The organism is Streptomyces qinglanensis (assembly GCF_900111245.1).
Lineage (GTDB): Bacteria > Actinomycetota > Actinomycetes > Streptomycetales > Streptomycetaceae > Streptomyces > Streptomyces qinglanensis.
Genome location: NZ_FOGO01000005.1, coordinates 19,001 through 44,407, shown reverse-complemented (window position 1 = coordinate 44,407; position 25,407 = coordinate 19,001). Strand labels below are relative to the sequence as shown.

23 protein-coding genes, 7 tRNA genes and 1 pseudogene are annotated in these 25,407 nt (G+C 73.5%); 20 read left to right on the top strand and 11 right to left on the bottom strand.

Annotated elements, in window-relative coordinates; genetic code table 11:
* Window positions 1-163 precede the first annotated feature (163 nt).
* Both cobA and BMX65_RS12710 read left to right on the top strand, forming a co-directional pair.
* A complete protein-coding gene (gene cobA / locus BMX65_RS12715; protein ID WP_075000358.1) occupies window positions 164-1,411 on the top strand; it encodes a uroporphyrinogen-III C-methyltransferase in 1,248 nt (415 codons plus the stop codon).
* A gap of 85 nt (window positions 1,412-1,496) precedes the next feature.
* Window positions 1,497-2,351, top strand: a complete 855-nt coding sequence (locus BMX65_RS12710; protein ID WP_075000357.1) for a TrmH family RNA methyltransferase — start codon at window positions 1,497-1,499, stop codon at window positions 2,349-2,351.
* 215 nt (window positions 2,352-2,566) lie between these two features.
* Here the strand turns inward: BMX65_RS12710 and BMX65_RS12705 are convergent, their stop codons facing one another.
* Entirely contained in the window at window positions 2,567-3,946 is a 1,380-nt protein-coding gene (locus tag BMX65_RS12705; protein WP_075000356.1) for a serine/threonine-protein kinase, read from the bottom strand.
* Window positions 3,947-4,585: 639 nt separating this feature from the next.
* Here BMX65_RS12705 and BMX65_RS12700 point away from each other — a divergent pair.
* The 3 genes from BMX65_RS12700 (at window position 4,586) to BMX65_RS12690 (ending at window position 6,401) form a co-directional block, all read left to right on the top strand.
* Complete coding sequence (locus BMX65_RS12700) at window positions 4,586-4,795, top strand: hypothetical protein (protein ID WP_075000355.1); 210 nt, start codon at window positions 4,586-4,588, stop codon at window positions 4,793-4,795.
* Between the two features lie 204 nt (window positions 4,796-4,999).
* On the top strand, window positions 5,000-6,061 hold the full coding sequence (locus BMX65_RS12695; protein ID WP_075000354.1) for a phosphotransferase: 1,062 nt from the start codon (window positions 5,000-5,002) through the stop codon (window positions 6,059-6,061).
* 40 nt (window positions 6,062-6,101) lie between these two features.
* The gene (locus tag BMX65_RS12690; protein ID WP_177214256.1) at window positions 6,102-6,401 is read left to right on the top strand and encodes a TFIIB-type zinc ribbon-containing protein; all 300 of its coding nucleotides are present in this window, start codon (window positions 6,102-6,104) and stop codon (window positions 6,399-6,401) included.
* 125 nt (window positions 6,402-6,526) lie between these two features.
* Here the strand turns inward: BMX65_RS12690 and BMX65_RS12685 are convergent.
* From BMX65_RS12685 to BMX65_RS12665, 5 genes are all read right to left on the bottom strand, one after another.
* Window positions 6,527-6,598: transfer RNA gene (locus tag BMX65_RS12685), tRNA-Val, on the bottom strand.
* A 1-nt stretch (window position 6,599) separates the two neighbouring features.
* A tRNA-Val gene (locus tag BMX65_RS12680) sits at window positions 6,600-6,671 on the bottom strand.
* Window positions 6,672-6,698: 27 nt separating this feature from the next.
* A tRNA-Val gene (locus BMX65_RS12675) sits at window positions 6,699-6,770 on the bottom strand.
* A 1-nt stretch (window position 6,771) separates the two neighbouring features.
* Window positions 6,772-6,845: transfer RNA gene (locus BMX65_RS12670), tRNA-Cys, on the bottom strand.
* A 30-nt stretch (window positions 6,846-6,875) separates the two neighbouring features.
* A tRNA-Gly gene (locus BMX65_RS12665) sits at window positions 6,876-6,948 on the bottom strand.
* A gap of 145 nt (window positions 6,949-7,093) precedes the next feature.
* Between BMX65_RS12665 and BMX65_RS12660 the strand changes: the two genes are divergently transcribed.
* The 3 genes from BMX65_RS12660 (at window position 7,094) to BMX65_RS12650 (ending at window position 10,109) form a co-directional block, all read left to right on the top strand.
* Window positions 7,094-8,281: a chorismate-binding protein gene (locus tag BMX65_RS12660; protein ID WP_075000353.1), complete on the top strand. Its 1,188-nt coding sequence runs from the start codon at window positions 7,094-7,096 to the stop codon at window positions 8,279-8,281.
* Window positions 8,278-9,099: an aminotransferase class IV gene (locus tag BMX65_RS12655; protein ID WP_075000352.1), complete on the top strand. Its 822-nt coding sequence runs from the start codon at window positions 8,278-8,280 to the stop codon at window positions 9,097-9,099. The genes BMX65_RS12660 and BMX65_RS12655 overlap by 4 nt, the downstream gene beginning before the upstream one ends.
* 95 nt (window positions 9,100-9,194) lie before the next feature.
* Window positions 9,195-10,109, top strand: a complete 915-nt coding sequence (locus tag BMX65_RS12650; RefSeq protein WP_075000351.1) for a GNAT family N-acetyltransferase — start codon at window positions 9,195-9,197, stop codon at window positions 10,107-10,109.
* 10 nt (window positions 10,110-10,119) lie between these two features.
* On the opposite strand, the gene BMX65_RS12645 is transcribed toward BMX65_RS12650, so the two are convergent.
* Window positions 10,120-10,647 (bottom strand): DsbA family protein, encoded by a 528-nt coding sequence (locus BMX65_RS12645; protein WP_075000350.1) that lies wholly within the window; start codon window positions 10,645-10,647, stop codon window positions 10,120-10,122.
* Between the two features lie 103 nt (window positions 10,648-10,750).
* On the opposite strand from BMX65_RS12645, the gene BMX65_RS12640 reads away from it, so the two are divergent.
* A complete protein-coding gene (locus BMX65_RS12640) occupies window positions 10,751-11,251 on the top strand; it encodes a hypothetical protein (RefSeq protein ID WP_075000349.1) in 501 nt (166 codons plus the stop codon).
* A 162-nt stretch (window positions 11,252-11,413) separates the two neighbouring features.
* Complete coding sequence (locus tag BMX65_RS12635; RefSeq protein ID WP_177214255.1) at window positions 11,414-11,575, top strand: hypothetical protein; 162 nt, start codon at window positions 11,414-11,416, stop codon at window positions 11,573-11,575.
* 51 nt (window positions 11,576-11,626) lie between these two features.
* Here BMX65_RS12635 and BMX65_RS12630 read toward each other — a convergent pair whose 3' ends face one another.
* Window positions 11,627-12,199, bottom strand: a complete 573-nt coding sequence (locus tag BMX65_RS12630) for a CGNR zinc finger domain-containing protein (RefSeq protein WP_075000348.1) — start codon at window positions 12,197-12,199, stop codon at window positions 11,627-11,629.
* 247 nt (window positions 12,200-12,446) lie between these two features.
* The gene (locus BMX65_RS12625; protein WP_026005227.1) at window positions 12,447-12,860 is read right to left on the bottom strand and encodes an SsgA family sporulation/cell division regulator; all 414 of its coding nucleotides are present in this window, start codon (window positions 12,858-12,860) and stop codon (window positions 12,447-12,449) included.
* A 200-nt stretch (window positions 12,861-13,060) separates the two neighbouring features.
* Between BMX65_RS12625 and BMX65_RS12620 the strand changes: the two are divergent.
* The 7 genes and pseudogenes from BMX65_RS12620 to BMX65_RS12590 form a co-directional block, all read left to right on the top strand.
* Window positions 13,061-13,375: pseudogene (locus BMX65_RS12620) on the top strand (TIGR02611 family protein); the annotation flags it as partial.
* Window positions 13,376-13,451: 76 nt separating this feature from the next.
* A tRNA-Val gene (locus BMX65_RS12615) sits at window positions 13,452-13,523 on the top strand.
* A 76-nt stretch (window positions 13,524-13,599) separates the two neighbouring features.
* Window positions 13,600-14,058 carry an SRPBCC family protein gene (locus BMX65_RS12610; RefSeq protein ID WP_075000346.1) on the top strand — a complete coding sequence of 153 codons (459 nt, stop codon included), beginning with the start codon at window positions 13,600-13,602 and terminating at the stop codon, window positions 14,056-14,058.
* A gap of 51 nt (window positions 14,059-14,109) precedes the next feature.
* Window positions 14,110-14,181 (top strand) — tRNA-Val (locus BMX65_RS12605).
* A 165-nt stretch (window positions 14,182-14,346) separates the two neighbouring features.
* The gene (locus tag BMX65_RS12600) at window positions 14,347-15,267 is read left to right on the top strand and encodes a hypothetical protein (protein WP_075000345.1); all 921 of its coding nucleotides are present in this window, start codon (window positions 14,347-14,349) and stop codon (window positions 15,265-15,267) included.
* Between the two features lie 242 nt (window positions 15,268-15,509).
* A complete protein-coding gene (gene thrS, locus BMX65_RS12595) occupies window positions 15,510-17,477 on the top strand; it encodes a threonine--tRNA ligase (protein ID WP_162637630.1) in 1,968 nt (655 codons plus the stop codon).
* A gap of 101 nt (window positions 17,478-17,578) precedes the next feature.
* A complete protein-coding gene (locus BMX65_RS12590) occupies window positions 17,579-18,118 on the top strand; it encodes an HIT family protein (RefSeq protein WP_075000343.1) in 540 nt (179 codons plus the stop codon).
* Window positions 18,119-18,181: 63 nt separating this feature from the next.
* Here BMX65_RS12590 and BMX65_RS12585 read toward each other — a convergent pair whose 3' ends face one another.
* On the bottom strand, window positions 18,182-19,855 hold the full coding sequence (locus tag BMX65_RS12585) for a hypothetical protein (protein WP_075000342.1): 1,674 nt from the start codon (window positions 19,853-19,855) through the stop codon (window positions 18,182-18,184).
* Window positions 19,856-20,146: 291 nt separating this feature from the next.
* Window positions 20,147-22,360 carry an elongation factor G-like protein EF-G2 gene (locus tag BMX65_RS12580; protein WP_075000341.1) on the bottom strand — a complete coding sequence of 738 codons (2,214 nt, stop codon included), beginning with the start codon at window positions 22,358-22,360 and terminating at the stop codon, window positions 20,147-20,149.
* A 225-nt stretch (window positions 22,361-22,585) separates the two neighbouring features.
* On the opposite strand from BMX65_RS12580, the gene pgsA reads away from it, so the two are divergent.
* Genes pgsA through BMX65_RS12565 form a run of 3 tightly spaced genes read left to right on the top strand, consistent with a single transcriptional unit; the run spans window position 22,586 to window position 25,397 of the window.
* A complete protein-coding gene (pgsA, locus tag BMX65_RS12575) occupies window positions 22,586-23,314 on the top strand; it encodes a phosphatidylinositol phosphate synthase (RefSeq protein ID WP_075000340.1) in 729 nt (242 codons plus the stop codon).
* Window positions 23,311-24,228: a phosphatidylinositol mannoside acyltransferase gene (locus BMX65_RS12570; protein WP_075000339.1), complete on the top strand. Its 918-nt coding sequence runs from the start codon at window positions 23,311-23,313 to the stop codon at window positions 24,226-24,228. The genes pgsA and BMX65_RS12570 overlap by 4 nt, the downstream gene beginning before the upstream one ends.
* Window positions 24,225-25,397, top strand: a complete 1,173-nt coding sequence (locus tag BMX65_RS12565; protein ID WP_075000338.1) for a glycosyltransferase family 4 protein — start codon at window positions 24,225-24,227, stop codon at window positions 25,395-25,397. Before BMX65_RS12570 ends, BMX65_RS12565 begins: the two co-directional genes overlap by 4 nt.
* Window positions 25,398-25,407: the final 10 nt, after the last annotated feature.

Genomic DNA, 25,407 nt, shown 5'->3' with positions numbered 1-25,407 from the left:
TAGCGCGGGGGTGCCGACCTGCCCCGTGGCCTGCGAGACAGCGCCGCTCGGCGGTCCCGCATAGGCTGTTCCTCACCGTCCCCGCCGCTCCACTGCCGCAGCGGCGTCGCCCTCGGCCCGGTGGACGAGCCGGCCCGCCCTCTCGAGAAGGATGCCGTCCCAGATGTCGGAAACCTCCGCCACTCCCGCCTACCCCGTAGGACTCCGCCTGGACGGTCGCCGCGTCGTACTGGTCGGCGGCGGCACCGTGGCGCAGCGCCGCCTCCCGGCGCTGCTGGCGGCGGGTGCGCGGGTCACCCTCGTCGCGCCCGAGGCCACGCCCTCCGTCGAGGCCATGGCGACCGCCGGGGAGATCACCTGGGAGCGCCGCGCCTGGCGGGACGGCGACCTCGCGGACGCCTGGTACGCGCTGGCGGCCACCGACGACGCCGCCGTCAACGCCGCGATCGTCGCGGAGGCCGAGGCCCGCCGGGTGTGGTGCGTCCGTGCGGACGACGCGGACCGGGGCACCGCGTGGACCCCGGCAACCGGCCGCAGCGACGGCATCACCGTCGCCGTCCTCACCAGCGGGGAGCACGGCGCGGCCGGACGGGACCCGCGCCGCGCGGCCGCCATCCGGGACGCCGTCGTGGCCCGGCTCGGGGACGGCACGCTCGGCGCGGAACAGCGCGGGCCCCGCACCCCCGGCGTCGCTCTCGTCGGCGGCGGACCCGGCGACCCGGATCTGATCACCGTGCGGGGCCGCCGACTGCTGGCCCAGGCCGACGTGGTCGTCGCCGACCGGCTCGGCCCCCGCGACCTGCTGGACGAACTCCCGCCGCACGTCGAGGTGATCGACGCGGCCAAGATCCCCTACGGCCGGGCGATGGCGCAGGAGGCCATCAACGCGGTCCTGGTCGAGCACGCCAAGGCCGGGCGGTCCGTGGTGCGGCTCAAGGGCGGCGACCCGTTCGTCTTCGGCCGCGGCATGGAGGAGGCCGAGCAACTCGCCGCCGAAGGGGTGCAGGTGACCGTCGTCCCGGGCATCTCCAGCGCCATCAGCGTGCCCGGCGCGGCCGGTATCCCCGTCACCCACCGGGGCGTGGCCCACGAGTTCACCGTCGTCAGCGGCCATGTCGCGCCCGACGACCCGCGTTCGCTGGTCGACTGGACCGCGCTCGCCCGGCTGCGCGGCACCCTCGTGCTGCTGATGGCCGTGGAGAACCTCGGTGCCATCGCCGCTGCGCTCCGCGCGCACGGCCGCCCCGACGACACCCCGGTCGCCATCGTCCAGGAGGGCACCATGGCCACCGAGCGGCGGGTCGACGCCACCCTGGCGACGGCCGCCGACCGCGCCGCTGCGCAGGACATACGGCCCCCGGCCGTCGTCGTGATCGGCGATGTGGTGGCGGTGGGCCCGACCGCGCCGTGACCGGCCGGGAACGCCCCGGACAAGCACCCCTACGCGGCGGTATCGACGCATTGGCACTTCGAGCGGGACAGGGCAGTATCGGCCTGTGGCTACCTCATCCTCCCCCGGCACCCCCGGCGACCCGCCGGCCGGCGGGCTCGTCACCGTCGACGCGCCCGACGACCCCCGGCTGAGCGACTACACGGGCCTGACCGACGTCGAACTGCGGCGCAGGCGCGAGCCCGCCGAAGGGCTGTTCATCGCCGAGGGCGAGAAGGTGATCCGCCGGGCCCGGCAGGCGGGGTACGCGATGCGCTCGATGCTGCTGTCCGCGAAGTGGATCGACGTCATGCGCGACGTCATCGACGAGGTGCCCGCACCCGTCTACGCCGTCAGCCCGGACCTGGCCGAGCGCGTCACCGGCTACCACGTGCACCGCGGCGCCCTGGCCTCCATGCAGCGCAAGCCGCTGCCGAGGCCGGAGGACCTGCTGGCCACGGCCCGCCGCGTCGTGATCATGGAGTCGGTCAACGACCACACCAACATCGGCGCCATCTTCCGCAGCGCCGCCGCACTGGGCATGGATGCCGTGCTGCTCTCCCCCGACTGCGCCGACCCGCTCTACCGCCGCTCGGTCAAGGTCTCGATGGGCGCCGTGTTCGCCGTGCCCTACGCCCGGCTGGAGAGCTGGCCGCAGGGCCTGGAGACGGTACGCGACGCGGGATTCCCGCTGCTCGCCCTCACGCCGGACGAGAAGGCCGTCCCCATCGACACCGCCACCCGGCGCTGTGGCGACCGCGCGGCTCTGCTGCTGGGCGCGGAGGGCAGCGGGCTGTCCACCCGCGCGCTGCGCGCCGCCGACGAATGGGTCCGCATCCCGATGGCACACGGAGTCGACTCGCTCAACGTGGGCGCCGCCGCAGCCGTCGCCTTCTACGCGGTCGCGCGGCAGTCCGACTGAGACGGCGGGCCGACCGGCACACCGGGCGTCTGCTGCGGAGCCGCCGGAGTCCGCCGTCGGCGCGGCATCCCGGCCCGCGGGACGCGCCGCCGGTCCGCCGGACCCGCGCGCCCGAGGCCGGCCGTCCCCGGCCGCCGACCACTGGAGCGTGGCCGCCCCGCCGGACCCGCGCGCCCGAGGCCGGCCGCCGCGTCACGGCACCCGCCGCTCCCCGGTCACGGCACCTGCACGGAGGCGCTGCCGAGCCCGCGGGCGGGGCCCTCGCACCCCTGGGCCAGCGCGATGCCCAGGGCGACCAGCAGGGTCACGGTGACGAAGACGATCAGCCGCTGCCGCAGCAGCCTCCTCTTGCGGGCGGCCGGACCGAGCCCGCCGGGGCGCCCGCGCCGGGCGGCGGGCCGTTGGCGTGGCCCGGTCGGTCTGCCGCCCGCCGTCCGCCCGCTCCGCTGAGCCGGCGGCGCCGCCGGGCGGCGGGGCGGGCGCTCGCCCCTGCGCGTACCGCTGCCGGTCGGATGTGCGGCGTCCCGCGCGGCACGCGAGGCGCCGGACGTGGTCGAACGCGCCGAGCGGGGAGTCGAGGCCCGGGGCGCGCTCGCCGCCCGCTCGCGCTCCCAGCCGACGGTGTCCCGCTGGGTGCGCTGCTGCATCGGATCCCGGGGGCGGCGCTCCCCGGTGGCCCTCCCGCCGGGGAGCGGCCGTCCGCCCGTCCCCGGCCGCTCACCGTGCCACGCCGCCCGGGCGCCCGGCGCGGGATCCCCGCCGTCGGACAGCCCGCGGGCCTCCCGCGCCGCGATCTCCTTGAGCCGCAGCGAGAGCTGCAGCGTGCTGGGCCGGTCCTCCGGCGATTTGACCAGGCAGGCGTGGACGAGCGGGGCCAGTGCCGCGTGCACGGTGTCCAGCAGTGGCTCCTCGTGCACCACGCGGTAGAGCATGACCTCGGAACTGCCCTGCCCGAACGGCGAGTCCGCCGTGGCCGCGTACGCCAGCGTGGCGCCCAGCGCGAACACGTCCGTCGCCGGGGTGACCGCCGCGCCCCGCACCTGCTCGGGTGCCAGGAACCCGGGAGAGCCGACCGCTGTGCCCACGTGCGTCAGCGTGCTCGCCCCGGTCGCCCAGGCGATACCGAAGTCGATGATGCGCGGGCCCTTGGGGGACAGCAGGATGTTCGACGGCTTCAGATCACGGTGCACGACGCCCGCCTCGTGCACCGCCACCAGGCCCTCGGCGAGTGCGGCGCCGATCGAGGCGACCTGCGCGGCGGGCAGCGGGCCGCTCTCGTTCACCTTGTCGTGCAGCGAGGGGCCCGGCACGTACTGGGTGGCGAACCAGGGGCGGTCGGCCTCCAGGTCCGCGGCCACCAGCCGGGCGGTGCACCCGCCGCGGATCCGCCGCGCGGCGGACACCTCGCGCGCGAAGCGGGAGCGGAACTCCTGGTCCTCGGCCAGGTCCGGCCGGATCACCTTCAGCGCGACCCGCTGGCCGCGCCGGTCGGAACCCAGGTAGACCACGCCCATGCCGCCGGCTCCCAGGCGCCGGTGGAGCCTGAACGAGCCGACGACTCGCGGGTCCTCGCGCCGGAGCCGCATCATCGCCATGTCCGTTCCTACCTCCGGTGTCCGGTGGGCGGATGGCCCACCTCCGGCACCCGGCCGGGGAGCAGCCCGCCGGTGTCCGGTCCGTCTGACGACCACAGCTTACGGACTGCCGCGGCGAGCCGACGATAGGCCGCGCACGCGGCGCCAGACGGGATGTCAGAGCCCGGCGGCCGAGGGGGACTCCACCGGACGCGCCGGTTCCGCACTCCTCCGCGCCCGCGGTTCCGCTCCGTCAAAACAGCCCCGCGGCAGGGTGTTTGACGCCCTGACGGATCCGCCCGGCGCGGCGGTGGCCGACGGCGCGGAGCAGCCTGTGCCGCCCGCCTCGCCGGGCCGGAGGGAGCGGCTCGACCGGCGCGGGGCGGCGGCGGGGGAGTGAGGCAACTCACCCCCTCGGGCCGTGCGGGGGACCGGGCGGCGGTACCCCCTGGGGGAAGACCCTGGGAGGGCTGAGGATGCCCTCCACCCTGGGGAGTAGGCGGCCCCGTCGCACGTCATCCTGCGGGAGGCCCCGAGTCGGTACGCGCGCATGACGCCGCCCCGGGCAGCCCTGCCTAATGTGGTTGTCGAGCGGCGGGCGCAGCACTCGTCCCCCGAGGTCGGACGTCCGCCGCTCCAGACAACGATCAGGAGCGGATCATGGCGTACACGGCCGGGCGCACGGCGCCCGCGGGAAAGGGACGGCTCTCGGCGCTCGCCGATCTCGGCGCCCGCCCCGGAGGCCGTCGCCATCCGCTGGTGGCCGCCGCCATGGTGCTGCCACTCGCCCTCCTCCTCGGCCTCGTCTCGGGCTGGGGCCGGATGGTGCTGACACAGGCGTCGTCCGTGGCCGGAATGCTGGGGTCCTGAGCGGCCCCGGGCCCGGTGGAGCGGACCGGGTCGGGGACTTCCGGCTCTACAGCCCCGTGGGGACGGGGGTGCGGCGGACGGCACGAGGCCCGGGCAGCTGGGGAGCTGCCCGGGCCCTCGCGTATCCGGCGGCCGGTCCGGAGCTCGGCGCCCCCGGAGCAGCGGCGCGCCGTACGGTGCCCTCGTCGAACCTGTGGAGTACTCGTGGCCGATCCTGAGAGCCCTGGCGGCAACCGCGCGCTGCACCGGGCCCTCGCCGTGCTCGCCGGTGACCCCCGGGGGGTCGGCGAGGTGCTCGCCGACCGCTCCGACGCCGTGGTCGTGCGGGTCGGCGACCGGGTCGCCAAGGCGCACGCGCCCGACGCCGAGGCGCCCGCGCTGGACGTGCGGATCCGGATTGCGGCCGCCCCCGAGTACCGCGGGGTGCTGCTGCCCCCCGCCTCCGGCGGCGCCACCTCCCGGCTGCCCGGCGGGCGGCTCGGCAGCACCTGGCCCCTCGGCACCCCGGTCGACCCGGACGACGCGGCGGCAGCCCCCTGGGGAGCGGCGGGTGTGCTGCTGGCCCGGCTGCACACGGCGCCGCTCCCGGCGCCCGGGCGGCTCCCCGGTCCACTGCCGCCGATGCGCGGCCCGGCCAAGGCGGCCCGGGCCCTGGCCCGGATGCGGCGCGCACCCCGGGGCGGGCAGGGCGCGTCGGCGGAGGTCGTCGAGCGCGCATGGGCCGGGCTGCCGCCCTGGTGCCGGGACGAGGAGCCGGGCCCGGCCTCCCGCACCCTGTGCCACGGCGACTTCCACCTCGGCCAGCTCGTCCGCCATCCGCGGCCCGACGGACCCTGGCAGCTCATCGACATCGACGACGTCGGACTGGGCGACCCCGCCTGGGACCTGGCGCGCCCCGCCGCCTGGTTCGCGGCCGGCCTCCTCCCGGCCGCGGAGTGGGAGTGCTTTCTCGGCGCCTACGCCCGGACCGTCGAAGGCGCCGCGGCGGCCGGTGCCGCCCCCGGCGAGCACCTGCCGCATGCCCTGGCCGGTTCCGACCCGTGGCCGTATCTCGACGCGCCGGCCCGGGCGTTGACGGTGCAGAGCGCGGCACTCGGCGTCGCGAAGGCCGGTGCCGAGGGCCGCTCCCTGGACGAGGCGGAGGAGGCGTGCGTGGCCGCGTGCGCCCGGATCGCGGCGCTTTCGCAGGTGCCGAACTCCTCGCGGCCCGGGGGCCGTAGGCTGGAGCAGTGCCGACCGGGGCCGGGGGTGTCCGGTCACCGGTGAGGGAACCGGTGGGCAACCGGTAGGGAGAGGAATCCGACGAATGATGCAGTGTCCCAAGTGCGGTGCGCCGATGCACACGTACAACCGCAGCGGTGTGCAGATCGAGCAGTGCGGTAGCTGCCGGGGAATCTTCCTCGACTACGGCGAGCTGGAGGCTCTCACCAGGCTGGAGGCGCAGTGGGGGCAGTCGGCGCCTCCGCCGCCGCCCGGACCGCAGGGCTACCCCGCCGGACCGGCCTGGGGTGCGCCGCAGCACGGCTCGTACGGTCACGGGCACCACGGCGGCCACCATGGCCACCACGGGCGCCGCGGCTTCGGACGGATGCTCTTCTCCTCCTGAGCGCGGATCCGCCTCCGGGCACGGGAGCCCGCGACAGGGGGAGCCGACAGGAGAGCCCGCAGCACGGGAGCCCGGAACACGGACGAGGGCCCCCGGCGAAACCGCCGGGGGCCCTCGATCAGGTGTGGACGATACTGGGATTGAACCAGTGACCTCTTCCGTGTCAGGGAAGCGCTCTCCCGCTGAGCTAATCGTCCGTGCGCGGTACTGGGATTGAACCAGTGACCTCTTCCGTGTCAGGGAAGCGCTCTCCCGCTGAGCTAACCGCGCGGAAGGTCCGGTGGTGACCGGACCCGGTGGACGATACTGGGATTGAACCAGTGACCTCTTCCGTGTCAGGGAAGCGCTCTCCCGCTGAGCTAATCGTCCTTGGAGGTGGAGACGGGATTTGAACCCGTGTAGACGGCTTTGCAGGCCGTTGCCTCGCCTCTCGGCCACTCCACCAGGTGTGGGGCCCGGGAGGTCCCCACATCGAGCGGACGACGAGATTCGAACTCGCGACCCTCACCTTGGCAAGGTGATGCTCTACCAACTGAGCCACGTCCGCAGTGCCTTTTCCGGGACGCACCCGGGAGGCCGTCCCCGGGGCGCTTGCGCCTCGGCGACGTGTTGAACTTTAGCGGATTCCCGTGCCAGCTCAAATTCCGTTTCCGCAGCGTGGCCGCCCCCGCCCTCCTCATAGACTCGAAACCGTGTCCGATCTGACCCCGCTCGCCCGCTTGGGCGGCCACCTCGCCACCGACCTCCGCGACGTGACCAGCGACCCCGAGGCGCTCGACTCCTCGGGGTGGTGGGCCGTCGTCGCCGACTACGAGGGCGGGCTGTGCTGCGCCCGCTTCGGCGACGTACGCCCGGCGCCGCTCCCCGCGCCGCTGCCCGGCCGCTGGCGCGGCCCGGCAGCCGGCGACTGGGTCAGCTCGCTGGACCGCGCCGCCTACACCGAGGGTGTGCGGCGGATCCGGGCGGCGATCGGCACCGGCGACGTCTACCAGGTCAACCTCTGCCGCGTGCTGTCCGCGCCGCTGCCGGACCCCGCGCCCGGGGCCGCCGACATCGATCAGCTCACCGCCCGGCTCGCCGTCGGCACCCCCGCGGCCTACGCGGGCACCGTGCGCCTGCCGGCGCACGGCGTGGAGATCGCCACGGCCTCCCCGGAGCTGTACCTGCGGCGCGCGGACCGCACCGTCGAGTCCGGCCCCATCAAGGGCACCGGCCGCTCTGCGGCCGACCTGGGCGAGAAGGAGCGGGCCGAGAACGTGATGATCACCGACCTGGTCCGCAACGACCTCGGCCGGGTGTGCGTGCCCGGCTCCATCACCGTCCCCGCGCTGTGCGCGCCCGAGCCCTACCGGAACCTGGTCCACCTGGTCTCCACCGTCCGCGGCGAGCTGCCGGAGGACGCCGGGCCCTCCGTCGGCGGTGCCGGCGGGTGGGCGCGGCTGCTGGCGGGCACCTTCCCGCCCGGCTCGATCACCGGCGCGCCCAAGTCCTCCGCGCTGCGGCTGATCGACGCGCTGGAGACGGCGCCGCGCGGTCCGTACACCGGCGGCATCGGCTGGGTCGACGCCGACCGGGGGACGGGAGCGCTGGCCGTCGGCATCCGCACGTTCTGGATCGAGCGCGACCACCCCCGCCCCCTGCTGCGCTTCGGCACGGGCGCGGGCATCATCTGGGACTCCGACCCGGAGCAGGAATGGCGGGAGACGGAACTGAAGGCTTCCCGGCTGCTCGCGGTAGCGTCGGGGGAGAACACCATGAACTCCCAGAACGCCGGGAACGGCAAGAACGCCGAGGCCACCACAGCGCGTGCATCGGCCGCGCCCGGCACCCGTCCGGTGACACAGCGGCCCCCAGCGGCTCCCCGAGGTGAACAGCAGTGAAGATCTGGCTCGACGGCGGACTCCAGGACGCACACAGCGCGAACGTCTCCGTGTTCGATCACGGACTGACAGTCGGGGACGGGGTCTTCGAGACGCTCAGGACCGTGGAGGGCACCCCGTTCGCGCTCACCCGGCATCTGCGGCGGCTCGCCTCCTCGGCGCGCGGCCTCGGCCTGCCCGAGCCCGACGCGGACGAGGTGCGGCGGGCCTGCGAAGCGGTCACCGCCGCCAACCCGATGCCCTACGGCAGGCTGCGGATCACCTACACCGGGGGCGTCTCACCGCTCGGCTCGGACCGCGGTGCGGCGGGCCCCACCCTCGTGGTCGCCCTCGGCGAGGCGACCCGCCGCCCGGACACCACCTCGGTCGTCACCGTCCCCTGGACCCGGAACGAGCGCGGTGCGGTCACCGGGCTGAAGACCACCTCGTACGCGGAGAACGTCGTCGCGCTCGCCCGTGCCCGGCAACAGGCCGCCACCGAGGCCCTGTTCGCCAACACCCACGGACGGCTGTGCGAGGGCACCGGGTCCAACGTCTTCGTCGTCCTCGACGGCGAACTGCACACGCCGCCGCTCGCCTCGGGCTGCCTGGCGGGGATCACCCGTGCTCTGGTCCTGGAGTGGGCGGGCGCGCACGAGACGGATCTGCCGATGGCGGCGCTGGAGCGGGCCGAGGAGGTCTTCGTGACCTCCAGCCTGCGCGACGTGCAGGCCGTGGCGCGGCTGGACGGACGCGTTCTGCCCGGCGCGCCGGGCCCGGTCACCGCCAAGGCCATGCGGATCTTCGAGGAGCGTTCGGCGGCCGACATCGACCCGTAGCGGTGCCGGACGCCGCCGCGGGGGCGCTTGCCGATCCGCGTGGATCCGGTGCCCGGCAGGTGGGCACCGGGCGGCCGCCCGGGTAGAACGACACCGTGACGACCACTCTGCGCCCCACCGGTCCGGAGAGCCGCCCGCCCGAGGGCGGCCGTGCGCGTGCCTACGAGATCCGGGTCAACTCCCGTCCCGTGGGCACCGTCCATCTCAGCCGTGCGCCGGAGGACGGCCCGGCGCTGGGACGGCTGCGGCTGTACGTCGAGCCGGCGGAGCGGCGGCGGGGCCGGGGTGCCGTGGCGGCACTCGCCGCCGAGGAGGTGCTCCGCGGCTGGGGCTGCACCCGCGTCGAGGCGAGCGTCCCGCTGACCGCCGACGCCGAGGCGCCCGCCGACGCCGAGGCGCCCGCCGGGGCCGAAGCGCCCGCCGACGCCGAAGCGGGCGGCGAGCGGGCGCCCGCGGGGGTGCGCCTGCTGGCTGCGCTCGGCTACGCGGAGCGCAGCAGCCACCTGACCAAGCCGCTGCACGCGCGCCCCGCGCTGCCCACGGGCCGCGCGATACGCCCGCTGGCCGACGCCGAGTTCGACGCCTGGTGGGAGGAGGGAGCCGCCACCTTCGTCGCCGGGCTGGTCGAGCAGGGCCACTCCCGGGAACAGGCCCTCGCCCGGTCCACGGCCGTACGGCGTACGCACCTGCCGGACGGCGCAGCTTCGGCGGGGGCCGCACTACGCGTCCTCACCTGCGAGGGGACCGCGGTCGGGGCGATCTGGCTGGGCTTCACCGGGCTGCCCCGCAGCGATGTCCACGCCTGGGTCTACGACGTCCGCGTGCTGCCCGGAAGACGGGGCGAGGGCCACGGGCGCGCCCTGATGCTGGCCGCGGAATCCGTCTGTCTGGACGCCGGGGCCGAATGCCTCGGACTCAATGTCTTCGCCGGCAACACACCGGCCCGGCGGCTCTACGGTTCGCTCGGCTACCGGACGGTCGAGCGTCACTACCTCAAGACGCTGCTGTGACGGCCGCTGCTCAGCGCCCCAGCAGCCGGTCGGCGATCTCCTCGATGCGCTCGCGCAGCCCCTCCTGGCTCTTGCCGCCGTCCAGCCGCTGCCCGTCGAGGACGTACGTCGGGGTACCCGTCACCCCGATCGCCTTGCCCTCGGCCTGGTCGGCGTCGACCACCAGCAGATGCCGCCCGTCGATGAGGGCCGTCTCGAACTCCTCGGCGTCCAGGGCCAGGTCGCGGGCCACCTCGAGCAGCAGCGCCTCGCCCCGCTCGGTCAGCTCCCCGGTGCGGGCCAGCACCGCCTCGGCGTACTCCGCGCCCCTGCCCTGTTCGTACGCCTCCTCGAACGCCTGGGCCCCCGCATAGGCGTGCTTGTGCTTCTCCAGCGGGAAGTGCCGTAGCCGGATCTCCAGCGCGTCGCCGTACCGCTCCCGCAGGGCCCGCAGATCGGCCTGGGCGCGGTGGCAGTCCGGGCACTGCAGCTCGCACCACACCTCCAGGGTGGCGCGGGGCTGCGGGAGGGCGGTGCCGGAGTCGGTGGGGTTGTCCATGGCGACAGTCTCTCAGCCCCCAGGAGGGGGCCTACCCGGAGATCTCCCTGAACCGCGGACCCGGCCATGGCCGTCACCGCCCGGCCGGTGCGACCATGGAGACATGCTCACCACCACCGTCTGCGCCGCGCTCTCCGCGGCCGGCCTGGCCATTGCCTTCCTCACGGCGTGGCGGCGCCGCTTCGCCGCCGCGACGCGACTGGCCGCCGTCGCGCTGGTGCCGGTCGGGCTGGCGATGTCCGGCCTGGTCGGGCTCGGCGGCAAGATCGGCAGGGCGGTCGGCGGCTGGGCGGCCGATCTGGTGCTCAAGCCCACCGTCTGGGCCGGGTTCGCCGTGCTGGCCTGCGCCGTCGTGCTGTGGATCATCGGCCGCGCCGCCGCGGCCCGCAGCGGATCGGCGGCGTCCCGCCGGGAGACCCGGGCCGCGGAGCCCGCCGCAGGAGCCCCCGCGCTCGGCACGTCCGGGCCACCCGCCACCCGGCAGCAGCCCGTGTCCGGCAGGTCCGCATCCGGCGAGGGCGCCGGCAAGGGCAAGGGCAAGGGTGCCGAGCCGAGCGAGGACTTCTCCGACATCGAGGCGATCCTCAAGAAGCACGGCATCTAGCTCCTCCACTCGGCTCGTCCGGGCCGGGCACCTGCCGTCCCCGCGTGCCGGTCTGCCCTAGCACGCGTGCCCGCAGCGCAACGGGCTTTCCGGCGGAAACCACCGGGAAAGGGGTGGAGCAGTCGCCCGGGGCCGCCGGGGCTGCGACATGATCGCGGCGAGATGGACACGACGCCGAACTCCGCGATCGAGCTCGACGAGCTGCCGCCCTCCGAGCCCAAGGGATGCCTGTACGCACTCTCCCAACCGCCGCTGATGCTGTTCCTCGCCGTGATCGCGGTGCTGCTCGGTGCCGCCGGGGTGCACGATCTGCTGCTGCTCTGACAGGGCCGGCCACGGCCGGGCAGGGGTGGCTGCCGCTGCAGAGCCGGGTGCTCAGCGCGGGACGCTGCTCCCGGCCGACTCCCGCCGGCGCGCCCGGTAGGCGGCCACGTGGAGGCGGTTGCCGCAGGTGCGGCTGTCGCAGTAGCGGCGGGAGCGGTTGCGGGACAGGTCCACGAAGACCCGTCGGCAGTCGGGCGCCGAGCAGCGCCGCAGCCGGTCGCGCTCACCCGCGACGAGGACGAACGCCAGCGCCATCCCGCAGTCGGCCGCCAGGTGCTGGGCGACGGAGGCGCCGGGCGCGAAGTAGTGCACGTGCCAGTCGTAGTCGTCGTGGTCGGTGAGCTGGGGCGTGGTGCCCGCCTCGGCGACCAGTGCGTTGAGCAGCCTCGCCGCGGTGCGCGTGTCCTCGGTGGCGAACACCTGGGCGAAGCGCTCCCGTACCGCGCGGACGGCACGCACGTCGTCCTCGGACAGTGCGCCGACCCCGCTGACGTTGGTGCGCTCCGTGTAGGAGCGCAGGTCTGCCACGGACACCAGCGTGTCGGGGGAATCGCCGTCCGCCATGGTGTTCAGCAGCTCGACCGCCTGGTCGAGCGCGCACCGGGTGTCGTGGTTGATCTGCACGGGTCGCTCCTGCCGTGTCCGGGGGAATTCTCCGGCCTGTGGGGAAGCCTAGTCGCTGGGCTCCGGCCCGCCGGCAGGTGTTTCCGGACGGTGTCCGCCTTGTCGCCGCACGCAGCGACGCCGCCGCCGCGTACGAGTACGCGGCGGCGGCGTCGCAGTGTGCCGTTACACGAAGCGGTGCCGTGGCACACGGCTGCCGGACCGTCGGCCGTCGCCCCGAGTCGGACGGCCGCGGTGACCGGCGGTCTCAGCTCTCCGCGAGGATGTGCGAGAGCTCGGTGTCGAGGTCGAAGTGGCGGTGCTCGGTACCGGGCGGAACAGCCGCATCGGTCCGCTTGAGGAAGGATTCCAGTGCCCGCGCCGGGGCCTCGAGCAGGGCCTCGCCCTCCGGGGAGCTGAGGGCGATGCAGGCCACGGACTGTCCGTGGCTGCGGGACGGCCAGACTCGGACGTCCCCGGTGCCCGTGGGCCTGTGCAGCCCCTCGGCGAGGAGGTCGCGGGCGAAGACCCACTCCACGGTCTCCTCGGCACCGGTGTGGAAGGTGGCGTGCACGGCGTAGGGGTCCGCCGTGTCGTACCGCAGGCCCGCTGGTACAGGCAGTGAGGACTCGCTCGAAACAACGAGGCGCAGGTGCAGCTCACAGCTCACCGTTGTGTTCATAAGCGCCAGGGCCTTTCGCTCAGTGTGCGCTCGGGGATTCGCACGTCGGCGAAATCGACATGCCACCTACGCGCCGGTTGTAAACCCCTCTGACTGTTTTGTACGGAATCGATTCCTTCGTACGGCTCTTGTAGGTTTGGGAAGTGCCTCCATTCCAGTGAACCAGCCCTGGCTGAAAAGAGTCAGGTACCTTGTCTGTCATGACTGCGGAGAGTGACGCGATGCCGCCTGAGGTCCGGGAGGAGAAGCCCCTCGGCTCCCGTGCGCCGAGGTTCGTCCAGGCGTCCAGGCCGCTGCACCTGAGCTGGCGCGTGGTGATCTTCATCGTCGGTCTGGCGATCGTGACCGGCGGCGTGATCATGCTTCCGCTGCCCGGTCCCGGCTGGCTCGTGATCTTCGGCGGGATGGCGGTCTGGGCGACCGAGTTCGTCTGGGCACAGCACGTGCTGCGGTGGACCAAGCGCAAGTACCGGGAAGGCACCCGGTGGCTCAAGGACCGCCGCGCCGCCCGCAAGGAGCGCAAGGCGGCCCGGCAGTCCTCCTGATGGTCATGACCACCCGCTGACATGCGGTAATGTTGGGCCCGCCGGCGGGCGATTAGCTCAGTGGGAGAGCGCTTCGTTCACACCGAAGAGGTCACTGGTTCGAACCCAGTATCGCCCACGCCACACGCAGGGCCCGGAAGCGATCGGCTTCCGGGCCCTGCGGCATTTTGGGTCCCCGTTCCCGGGAGGTCGGCGTGGGTCTGAACCACTACCGTTTCCGCGCGGTCTGGCCGGTGGCGGCCCCGCCGAGCCGGGTGTACGCCGCACTGGAGCGGATCGAGGCGTACCCCGCATGGTGGCCCCAGGTGCGCGGGTTCACCCGGACCGGCGACGACAGCGGTGTCCTGCACATCCGGGCCGCGCTGCCCTACCGGCTCTCGATCGCCCTTCACACGCGCCGCCGCGACCCGGCGGCCGGGATTCTGGAGGTCGGCATGAGCGGCGATCTGGACGGCCGGGCCCGCTGGACCGTCCGCCCCGCCGACGGCGGCAGCGTCGCGCTCTTCACCCAGGACGTGGAGATGGGCAAGCGTCTGCTGCGCCTGCTGGCCGTCCCCGCCCGGCCCCTCTTCGTCGCCAACCACCGGCTGATGATGCGCGGCGGTCGGCACGGCCTGCGGACCCTGCTGGAAAGGGGTTTGGATGAAGAGTGAGACGCACTGTATTGTTCTGCACGTGCCGCCGGGCCGACGGCGGAACACCCGGGGCGATTAGCTCAGTGGGAGAGCGCTTCGTTCACACCGAAGAGGTCACTGGTTCGAACCCAGTATCGCCCACCCGGTATCCGTGGAGGAGTACCCGAGGCCGCAGCGTCTGCAGACACTGCGGCCTTTCGCGTGTCCGCCCCCTGGACTCCTCCGATCTGCCGCTGTTCGCTCCGTTTTGCGGCCCCGCTCCACGGTCAGGAGAAGGAAGGGAGTGGCCGGGACACGGAGAGCGTGATGCGAGGCGTCGCCGACGACGACGAGATCCACTGGAGACGCGAACTGCCCGCGGGCAACACGGCAGCCGCCTGGCGGGCGCGCCAGAAGCTGGACACGGCAGCCCGTGCGATGCTCCGCGCCGGAGCCCTGGCGACACAGCGGAGCGCCGGGTTCCACGGAGCCCGCGGCGACCGCCGGGCGGACGCCTTCACCCAGCGGGCGCGGTACGCGGAGGAATCCGAGGAGAGCGCGGCGGGGCGGGCGCTGACCGCCTCGGCTCCGCCCGGGCCGCCGGACGGCGGCGGCCGGGAGCTGGCCGTGCTGTGCCGTGCGCTGCGGGCGACCGCCCAGGCCGTGTGCCGCTACCGCGCCAGCGGTGCCACCGAGCACTTCGACGCCGCCGTCGCCGACGGCTGCTGCGCCGAACTCACCGACGCGCTGTGCCAGTTGCTGCGCGGCACCGAAGAGGTGCGGATCACCCTCGCCTGGTCGCGCACGGCCGGAGCACCGCGGGACTGCCCGCGACGGCCCCCGGCCCTCGTCTTCACCCCGGCCGACCTGCCCGCACTCGAACTGGCCGGGCGGCACTACGTGCGCGTCGAGCCCTCGGTCCCGGTGCGGGTGACGGGAACCGTCGTACGGCTGCGCCGCGCCCGGCCCGGCGAGCCCGGTTCGGTACGCCTCGACGTGCTGGCCGGGGCCGAGGTGACCCAGGTGCGGGCCCGGCTGGACGACGAGGGCTACCTCCGCGCCGTGCACTCCCATCTGGCGGGGCTGCCGCTGCGGATCGCCGGGCTGCTGGAGAGCCGGGGCGGCTTCCGGCGGCTGAGCGGCGCGCACGACGTCGCCCCCGTCCCGGTGCCCGGAGAAGCCCGGGAGCGCCTGCTGAAGCGGCTGCGGAAGGCCCTCGACGACTTCGAGCGCGGCATGGGCGGTTGACCCGGCTCGGCACGGGCGGCCGGCCGGCGGCCGAACCGCCCGCGGGATGCCGCGGGCGAATGCGGGCCGCGGCGGTGTCCCCCGGGGCCCGGCAAGCGGCCGCGACCGGATGCGGCGGCCGATTCCCGTCGCGGACCGTGACCGTTTCGCGGTCAGGCGCTGTGGCTCGGTACGATTCGACGGCGCGGCGCGGGCCGCGTATCCCAGGTGAGAGTCAGGAGAGACCGGTGTCAGATGTCCGTGTGACCATCCAACGCGATTCCGAGCGGGAAGAGCGCGTGGTGACCACGGGCACTACGGCCGCCGCGCTCTTCGAGGGGGAGCGCTCCGTCGTCGCCGCCCGCATCGGCGGCGAGCTGCGGGACCTCGACCGTCCGCTGGCCGACGGCGACGAGGTCGAGCCCGTCGAGATCGGCAGCGACGAGGGACTGGCCGTGCTGCGCCACTCCACCGCGCACGTGCTGGCCCAAGCCGTCCAGGAGCTCTTCCCGGACGCCAAGCTCGGCATCGGCCCGCCCGTCAAGGACGGCTTCTACTACGACTTCGACGTGGCCGAGCCCTTCACTCCCGACGATCTCAAGCGCATCGAGAAGAAGATGCAGCAGATCCAGAAGCAGGGCCAGCGCTTCTCCCGCCGCGTCACCACCGACGAGGACGCCCGCGAGGAACTGGCGGACGAGCCGTACAAGCTGGAGCTGATCGGCCTCAAGGGCAACGCGGCCGACGCAGCCGAGGGCGCCTCGGCCGAGGTCGGTTCCGGCGAGCTGACCATCTACGACAACCTCGACGCCAAGAGCGGCGAGCTGTGCTGGAAGGATCTGTGCCGGGGCCCGCACCTGCCCTCCACCCGGCTGATCCCCGCCTTCAAGCTGATGCGGTCCGCGGCTGCCTACTGGCGCGGCAGCGAGAAGAACCCGCAGCTCCAGCGGATCTACGGCACCGCGTGGCCCACCAAGGACGAGCTCAAGCAGTATCTGGAGTTCCTCGCCGAGGCCGAGAAGCGCGACCACCGCAAGCTCGGCACCGAGCTGGACCTCTTCTCCATCCCCGAGGAGCTGGGGTCGGGGCTCGCCGTCTTCCACCCCAAGGGCGGTGTCGTCCGCAAGGTGATGGAGGACTACTCGCGCCGGCGGCACGAGGAGTCCGGCTACGACTTCGTCAACACGCCGCACATCACCAAGGAGCGGCTCTTCGAGATCTCCGGGCATCTGCCGCACTACGCGGACGGCATGTTCCCGCCGCTGGAGTTCGACGAGCAGAACTACCGCCTCAAGGCGATGAACTGCCCGATGCACAACCTCATCTTCCGCGCCCGCGGTCGGTCCTACCGGGAGCTGCCGCTGCGGCTGTTCGAGTTCGGCACCGTCTACCGCTACGAGAAGTCCGGCGTCGTCCACGGGCTCACCCGCGCCCGCGGCTTCACCCAGGACGACTCGCACATCTACTGCACCAAGGAGCAGATGCCGGACGAGCTGGACAACCTGCTCACCTTCGTCCTGAACCTGCTGCGTGACTACGGCCTCAGCGACTTCTACCTGGAACTGTCCACCCGCGACCCCGAGTCGGACAAGTTCATGGGCACCGACGAGGAGTGGGAGGAGGCCACCGAGGCGCTGCGGCAGGCCGCGGGCAAGCAGGGCCTCGAACTGGTCATGGACCCGGGCGGGGCCGCCTTCTACGGGCCCAAGATCTCCGTCCAGGCCCGGGACGCCATCGGCCGCACCTGGCAGATGTCCACCATCCAGGTCGACTTCCAGCAGCCCGCCAGGTTCGGCCTCGAGTACACCGCCGCCGACGGCTCCCGCCGGCAGCCCGTGATGATCCACCGCGCGCTGTTCGGCTCCATCGAGCGGTTCTTCGCCGTGCTCCTGGAGCACTACGCGGGTGCCTTCCCGGCGTGGCTCGCGCCGGTGCAGGCGGTCGGCATCCCGATCGGCGACGACCATGTGCCGTACCTGGCGGAGTTCGCCGCCGCCGCCAAGGCCAAGGGCCTGCGGATGGAGGTGGACTCCTCCTCCGACCGGATGCAGAAGAAGATCCGCAACGCCCAGAAGTCCAAGGTGCCGTTCATGGTGATCGCCGGTGACGAGGACGTGGCCAACGGCGCGGTGTCCTTCCGCTACCGCGACGGCTCGCAGAAGAACGGCATCCCCCAGGACGAGGCGATCGCGGAGATCCTCGACGCCGTGGAGCGCCGTATCCAGGTGTGACCCCGGGTGCATCCGCTGTGACGCGAGGAGGAGGGGGCGGCCGTGCCGCGGGTCCGCCCCCTCCTCGTGTCCCGCGCCGCCCGGCGCATAAGCTGGCGGGCATGACGAGTGAGCCGGAGCAGCAGATCGGAGTGGGGGCACCGGACCAGTTCCAGCGCCTGTGGACACCGCACCGGATGGCCTACATCCAGGGTGAGAACAAGCCGAGCGGCCCCGGCGCCGAGGACGGCTGCCCCTTCTGCACCATCCCGGAGAAGTCCGACGCGGACGGTCTGATCATCGCCCGCGGTGAGAAGGTCTACGCGGTGCTCAACCTCTACCCGTACAACGGCGGCCATCTGATGACCGTGCCGTTCCGGCACCTGGCGGACTACACCGAACTGGACGAGGCCGAGACCCTGGAACTGGCGGCGTTCACCAAGCGCGCGATGACCGTGCTGCGGCGGGTCTCCGGAGCGCACGGCTTCAACATCGGCATGAACCAGGGCGCGGTCGCGGGCGCCGGTATCGCCGCCCACCTGCATCAGCACGTGGTGCCGCGCTGGGGCGGCGACACCAACTTCATGCCGGTCGTCGGCCATACCCGGGTACTGCCGCAGCTCCTGGCGGACACCCGCGCGATGCTGGCCGCGGCCTGGTGATCCCGCGGCCCTCCGCCCTGGCGCTGTGAACGGAGCCGTGAACGCCGTTGCCGCCCGTCCGCCTCAGGCGTCGTAGACGTCGGCCTTGAACGGCTTGGCGTCCTGCACGGCGGCGCTGAGGTTGAGCGAACGGGAGCCGAACCGCTCGACGTTGCAGCCGTTCTCCTCCAGTACGCTGATGGCGGCCGCGTGCACGACCCGCAGGACCGGCGTCGCGGCGCGCATCGCGTCGTCGGCCATGAAGCGGTGCCGCCACGGTTTCTTCGCCCAGGCGTGCCGCAGGCCGAACGGTTCGGGCAGCGAGAGCTTGCCGCCGAGGAAGTCCAGCACGGGCGGGAACCAGGTCAGCGGGGCCCGCGCGGCGAGCCGCACCACCTCCTTGGTCTCCACCAGGGGCAGGTTGACCGTTCGGGTCTCCCAGAACTTGACGCTCTTGGCGACCTCCTTGGTCTTGGCCTGCGGACCGCTGGTGAACAGCCCGTCGACGGGACCCAGGGCGTGGCCGGTGACCTCGATGCGCAGGGTGTGGTGCAGCACGGTGACGCTGATCAGCAGCGTGATCACCAACTGGCCGTCCCACAGCACGAACTGGACGCCCAGATAGTGCCGGTTGCCGGCGCCGAACTGCTGCTCGTTGCAGATCCGCTGTATCTCGAAGTCCTTGATGCGGTACCCCTCCACCTCCTGGCCCTCGGGGCGCTTGACCGCCTTGGCGCCCTCGGCGATGGGGGAGACCACCCAGTGCCGTATCGAGGGGGTGGGGAAGCCGCCGGTGTGCAGCGGGCCGCGCTCCAGGAGGCGGAGCTGGTCGTGGATGGCGCGGATCACGTCCCAGCTCCGGAACGGGTTGATCTCCTCGCCCTCCCGCGCGGGCGTCAGCTCCTCGGCGAGCTGCCAACTGCCCCACCGGGTCCCCATGCCCAGTATCCCCTTGGGGCCCGCGTAGTAGATCAGGTTGCTGGCCTGCTCGGCGGCGACCTTGGCCAGGCCCAGCCGGATGCGCTCGGCGCCCGCGTCACCCGGGTCCTGGGGCACCGCTTCGGGGATCTTGGCGCCGACGCCGGTGCCGCCCAGCAGGCTCTGCCAGCGGGCGCGCAGATCCTTGGCGTACCGCTCGCAGATCTGCTTGGCCCACATCCCGCCGACCACCGGCGCGATCAGCATCGCCCGCAGATAGATCCCCCAGAAGCCGCTGACCGGGAGCTTGATCGCGAAGAGCACGGCCAGCGCCCCGACGGCGACCAGCACCACCATGCCGACAGCCCCGGCGCGCTTGTCCTTGGAACCGGCGATCATGCGGCGCAACTGGAAGGCCAGCAGCCACAGCAGCACCCCGGGCAGGAACAGCAGCCCGAAGAGGACCATCACACCGGTCAGCCGCACATCGCGCTGCTTGCGCACCCGGGTGGCGGCCAGGCAGTGCTCCACGATGGTCTGCGGTTCGATACCGAAGGACTGGATGAGCGGGGCGCGGGCGCCGCCGAGCAGCCGGGTCTGCACAGCGCGCGAGAACGCCTCGCCGAGGTTGGGCTCGAACAGGGAGAGCCGCGGCTTCTTGAAACCGGCGTCGGGGTTGGCCGCGACGAGCTTCTCGACCTCGTCGTCGCGGTAGGCCGCCGAGGCCAGTGCCTGGGAGGCCGCCGTCTGCCCGCCCGACCCGGAGATGGGCACCTGGGCACCCGGGGTGAACTCCGCTGCCACGTCGGGCTGGCTGCTGAGATCGTCGAATCCGGCCACTGGGCCCCCACTCCGCTCGGATCAGGCTCACGGCACCCGGTGCCGACCCGGCGCAGGTCCGGTGAGATGCCGCCGACCACGCCAGACGGCTTCCCAACTGCCGCGGTCCGCACACATCTTGCCTCAGGGAGGGCCTCGGCAGCGACCGCCCGCACGAGTGGTTCCCCGGCTCCGGCCACCGGCGGCGCCTCCGCGTCCGGTCGGCGACGCCCCGCTGCGTCCTGTCGGCTCCGCCTCGCTGCGTCCTGTCGGCTCCGCCCCGCTGTGTCCTGTCGGCTCCGCCTCCGCGTTTCACCGTCCGGCGGCGCCGCCCTCCGCATCCAGGACGCGTGCCGCATGCTGCTGCGGCATCGGCTCGTGCCGTGCGTACGCACGCGAGAACCGGCCCGTGCCGTGCGACATCGACCGCAGGTCGACCGCGTACCTGCCGATCTCGATCTCGGGAACCGAGGCGCGCACCACCGTGCTGCCCGCACCCGCCTGTTCGGTACCGAGCACCCGGCCGCGCCGGGAGGAGAGGTCGCTCATCACAGCGCCCACGTAGTCGTCGGGGACCACGACCTCCACCTCCGCCACCGGCTCCAGCAGCGCGATGCTCCCCCCGGCCGCGCACTCGCGCAGCGCGAGCGCGCCCGCCGTCTGGAAGGCCGCGTCCGAGGAGTCGACGGAATGCGCCTTGCCGTCGACGAGGGTGATCCGCACGTCCACCAGCGGACAGCCGGCCGCCACCCCCTTGGCCGCCTGCGTGCGGACGCCCTTCTCCACCGATGGGATGAACTGGCGCGGTACCGCACCTCCCACCACCTTGTCGACGAACTCGATGCCGGAACCCGCGGGCAGCGGCTCGACGGTGATGTCGCAGATGGCGTACTGGCCGTGTCCGCCGGACTGTTTGACATGCCGCCCGCGCCCCCGGGCGGCCGAGGCGAACGTCTCGCGCAGCGCCACCCGGTGCTCGACGGTGTCCACCCGCACCCCGAAGCGGGACCGCAGCCGCTCCAGCGCGACATCCCGGTGCGCCTCGCCCATGCACCACAGCACGAGCTGATGGGTGTCCGGACTCTGTTCCAGGCGCATGGTCGGATCCTCGGCCACCAGCCGGGCCAGCCCCTGGGAGAGCTTGTCCTCGTCCGCCTTGCTGTGGGCCTGGACGGCGACGGGCAGCAGCGGGTCGGGCATCTGCCAGGGAGCCATCAGCAGCGGGCGGTCCCGGGCGGAGAGGGTGTCGCCGGTCTCGGCGCGGCTGAGCTTGGCCACGCAGGCGAGGTCGCCCGCGATGGCCGCGTCCAGCGTGCGCTGCTGCTTGCCGAACGGCGCGGACAGTGCGCCGATGCGCTCGTCCTCCTCGTGCGGCGGGCGGCCCTCCTGATCCGGCGCTGTGGCACCGTGCCCGGCGACGTGCACGGTGTCGTCCGGACGCAGGGTGCCGGAGAAGACGCGCACCAGGGAGATCCGGCCCACGTAGGGGTCGGAGGAGGTCTTGACGACCTCGGCGGCCAGCGGACCCTCCGGATCGCAGCCGAGTGGCGGGAGCGGCGTGCCGTCGGCTGCGGTGACGGCGGGGATCCCGTGCTCCTCGGGCGTGGGGAAGCCGCCGGTGATCAGCTCCAGCAGTTCCACGGTGCCCAGCCCCTGCCGCGCACTCCCGGAGGCGGGGGCGGCGGCCAGCACGGGGTGGAACGTCCCCCGGGCCACGGCCTTCTCCAGGTCCTCGACGAGCGTCTTGGTGTCGCAGTCCTCGCCGGCCAGGTAGCGGTCCATCAGGGACTCGTCCTCGCTCTGCGCGATGATCCCCTCGATCAGCCGGTTCCTGGCCTCGGCGACGAGCGGCAGATGTCCCTCGTCCGGGTCACGCTCGGTGCGCTTCCCGTCCGTGTAGTCGAACAGCCGTCCGGTGAGCAGGCCGATCAGACCGGTGACCGGGGCCGTGCCGTCGGAGCGCCGGGCGCCCGGCGCGGGCAGGTAGAGGGGGACGACGGTGTCCGGGTCGTCGCCGCCCAGCTCCCGCCGGCAGCTCGCGGTCATCTCGTCGAAGTCGGCGCGGGCGGCGTCCAGGTGGGTCACGACGATGGCCCGGGGCATGCCGACTGCCGCGCACTCCTGCCACACCAGCCGGGTGGCCGCGTCCACCCCGTCGGCGGCCGAGACCACGAAGAGGGCGGCGTCCGCGGCGCGCAGCCCGGCCCGCAGCTCCCCGACGAAATCCGCGTACCCCGGAGTGTCCAGGAGATTGACCCGGATGCCGTCCCAGCGCAGCGGCACCAGCGAGAGCTGCACGGAACGCTGCCGCCGCTGCTCGATCTCGTCGTGGTCGGAGAGCGAGGTGCCCTCCTCCACCCTTCCGGCCCGGTCGATCGCGCCCGAGGCCAGCGCGAGGGCTTCCACCAGCGTCGTCTTGCCTGCTCCGCTGTGGCCGACCAGCACCACGTTCCGAATCGAGCCGGGGTGGTCGGCCGCCGTCGCCCTGCCGGCGGCTCCGGGGTGCGCGTGCGCTTTCTCGGCCATGTGTCCCGCCTTCCGGTCGTCACCTGCTGGAGCACGCTCTGGGGGGACCGAGCGGTCGCCAAGGACCGCGGTCCCTCGAGCTTTGCACCGCCGCCTGCGGGCGTCCATACGTGGGACACGGCACTACCCGACCGTGTGCGCCGGGCGCCGCCGCCGCGTGACTACGATGGGCCACCCGGTGGCCACACCGTCATCCGGCTCACCCTCGACGTACCAGGGACGGTCATGCTGAACAAGTACGCGCGTGCGTTCTTCACGCGTGTTCTCACCCCGTTTGCCGCGATGCTGCTGCGCCGGGGTGTGAGCCCCGACGCCGTCACCCTGGTCGGCACGCTGGGAGTGATGGCGGGAGCCCTGGTCTTCTACCCGCAGGGCGAGTTCTTCTGGGGCACCGTCGTCATCACGCTGTTCGTGTTCTCGGACATGGTGGACGGCAACATGGCGCGGCAGCTCGGCCGCTCCAGCCGCTGGGGCGCGTTCCTCGACTCCACGCTCGACCGGGTGGCGGACGCGGCCGTCTTCGGGGGGATCGCACTGTGGTACGCGGGCCGCGGCGACGACCTGGTGCTGTGTGCCGTGACGCTGTTCTGCCTGGCCAGCGGGCAGGTCGTCTCCTACACCAAGGCGCGCGGCGAGAGCATCGGGCTGCCGGTGGACGTGAACGGCCTGGTGGAACGCGCCGAGCGGCTGGTGATCACGCTGGTGCTCGCGGGCCTGTCCGGCTTCGAGGCCACCTTCGGTGTGCCCTACATCGGTGTGCTGCTGCCGATCGCGCTGTGGGTGGTCGCCGTCGGCAGTGCCGTCACGCTCGGCCAGCGGGTGGTCACGGTGCGCCGGGAGGCCGCGGAGGTCGCCGAGGCCGAGGAGCGGAAGGCCGCCGCCGGGAGCGCCGCGGAGGGCGCTGTGCAGGACGCCGCGCAGGACGAGGCGGAGGAACCCGGGAGGACCGCTTGAGCGCGCTGCGGGGCCGGCTGACCGACGCGCTCTACGGACTGGGCTGGGCGGGCGTCCGGAAGCTGCCCGAGCCGGCCGCCGCCGGACTCGGCCGCAGCCTGGCCGACACGGCGTGGCGGCGCCGCGGCAAGGGCGTGACCCGGCTGGAGGCCAACCTCGCCCGGGTGGTCCCGGACGCCTCCCCGGCCGAACTGCGGCAGCTCTCCCGCGCCGGGATGCGCTCGTACCTGCGCTACTGGATGGAATCCTTCCGGCTGCCCGCCTACAGCGAGCGGCACATCCTGGACAGTGTCGACGTCCAGGACGCGCACCTGCTCCACGACGGGCTCGCCGCCGGACGCGGGGTCGTGCTCGCGCTGCCGCACATGGGCAACTGGGACCTGGCCGGCGCCTGGGCCGTGACCGCGACCCGCACCCCCTTCACCACCGTCGCCGAGCGGCTCGAGCCCGCGACCCTCTACGACCGGTTCGTCGCCTACCGCGAGAGCCTGGGGATGGAGGTGCTGGCGCACGGCGGCGCCTCCGCTTTCGGCACGCTGGCCCGCAGACTGCGCGCGGGCGGCTTCGTCTGCCTGGTCGCGGACCGCGACCTGTCCGCCGCCGGGATCGAGGTCGACTTCTTCGGCGAGCCCACCCGGATGCCCGCGGGTCCCGCGCTGCTCGCCCAGCAGACCGGTGCGCTGCTGATGCCGGTGACGCTCTGGTACGAGGCGCCGCCCAGGATGCGGGCCAGGGTCCACGAGCCGGTCCCGGTACCGCCGATCGAGGGACGCCGGGAGCGGGTCGCGGCCATGACGCAGACCCTGGCCGACACCTTCGCCGCGGGGATCGCCGCGCATCCGCAGGACTGGCACATGCTCCAGCGCTTCTGGCTCGCCGACCTGGAACCGGCCGCGGAGCGGGGGCGCGGATGAGAATCGGAGTCGTCTGCCCCTATTCGTGGGACGTGCCCGGCGGTGTCCAGTTCCACGTCCGCGACCTGGCCGAGCATCTGATCCGGCTGGGGCACGAGGTGTCGGTACTGGCGCCCTCGGACGACGAGACGCCGCTGCCCTCCTACGTCGTCTCGGCCGGGCGTGCGGTGCCCGTGCCCTACAACGGCTCGGTGGCGCGGCTGAACTTCGGCTTCCTGTCGGCGGCCCGGGTCCGCCGCTGGCTGCACGAGGGCCGCTTCGACGTGCTGCACATCCACGAACCGGCCACGCCCTCGCTCTCCCTGCTGGCGTGCTGGGCGGCGCAGGGCCCCATCGTCGCCACCTTCCACACCTCCAACCCCCGCTCCCGGGCGATGATCGCGGCGTACCCCATCCTCCAGCCGGCGCTGGAGAAGATCAGCGCCAGGATCGCGGTGAGCGAGTACGCGCGCCGCACCCTGGTCGAACACCTGGGCGGCGACGCGGTCACCATCCCCAACGGGGTGGACGTCGGCTTCTTCTCCGGCGCCGAGCCCGAGCCCGCGTGGCAGGGCGGCCCCGACGCCCGCACGATCGGGTTCATCGGCCGGATCGACGAGCCGCGCAAGGGCCTGCCGGTGCTGATGAAGGCGCTGCCGGCCATCCTGGAAGCGGCCCCCGGCACCCGGCTGCTGGTCGCCGGCCGGGGGGACGAGCAGGAGGCGGTGGCGCAGCTCCCGGCCGCCATGCGCGGGAACGTGGAGTTCCTCGGCATGGTCAGCGACGAGGACAAGGCGCGGCTGCTGCGCAGCGTGGACCTCTACGTGGCACCCAACACCGGGGGCGAGTCCTTCGGGATCATCCTGGTCGAGGCCATGTCGGCCGGCGCCCCCGTGCTCGCCGCCGACCTGGACGCCTTCGAGCAGGTGCTCGACGGGGGAGCGGCCGGAGAGCTGTTCCCCGTCGGCCGGGCCGACGCGCTGGCCGACTCCGCCGTACGCCTGCTGGCCGACCCCGCACGCCGCACCGGCCTGCGCGAGCGCGGCTCGCGGCACGTGCGGCGGTTCGACTGGTCCACCGTCGGCGCCGACATCCTCGCCGTCTACGAGACGGTCACGGACGGTGCCGCCTCCGTCGCCCCCGACGAGCGCACCGGGCTGCGGGCCCGGTTCGGCCTCGCACGGGACTGAGCCCAGGGAC